General features: G+C 57.5%; 1 protein-coding gene. It reads left to right on the top strand.

Annotated elements, in window-relative coordinates; all coding sequences use genetic code 11:
* Positions 1-29: 29 nt before the first annotated feature.
* Positions 30-284, top strand: coding sequence for a hypothetical protein (locus tag U5A57_RS41360; protein WP_321918107.1), 255 nt, complete (start codon positions 30-32; stop codon positions 282-284).
* Positions 285-527: the final 243 nt, after the last annotated feature.

Below are 527 nucleotides of genomic sequence, written 5' to 3'. Positions count from 1 at the left end.
CTTCCAGGCACGAACTGGAATGATCCCGGTTGGGCATCTACGACGGCGAGTTCGGCTCGATTGAGTTCAACCTCGGAAAAGACGATTCGGTGCAAAGCCTGGCACTTCACGTACGGGCGAGCACAGAGATCGTCGGCGGAATCCTCCAGCTCTGCGAGCGCCTTTGCTGTCAGGCCATTGACCTTTTGGACGGTAGCTTGCTCTACCAGTACGAGCACCCTGCCACCGGCCTGGAGAAGTTGCGGAAATACCGCGACCAGGTCATCGGAGAGTCTCGAGGCTAAGGATTGTCTGTTGCCCGGGCTGGAATGTGAGGCGTATTCTTCGGGCAGGCGTTGGGACTGCGATCGCCAAATATGTTCTCATTTTGCCGCTGCCTCGGTCGACCTCAATGTCCCCCCGCCGCGACCGCGCTGTTACTGGCATCTTGCGTAGGCCGCGTCACCCAGATCAGAGGCACGATCGCTATGAAAATGACCGCGGAGAGCCAAAAAATGTCATTAAGACCCAACATCGTCGCCTGAACA

Source organism: Paraburkholderia sp. J11-2 (assembly GCF_905220185.1).
GTDB lineage: Bacteria > Pseudomonadota > Gammaproteobacteria > Burkholderiales > Burkholderiaceae > Paraburkholderia.
This window is presented reverse-complemented; position numbering and strand designations above follow the sequence as displayed.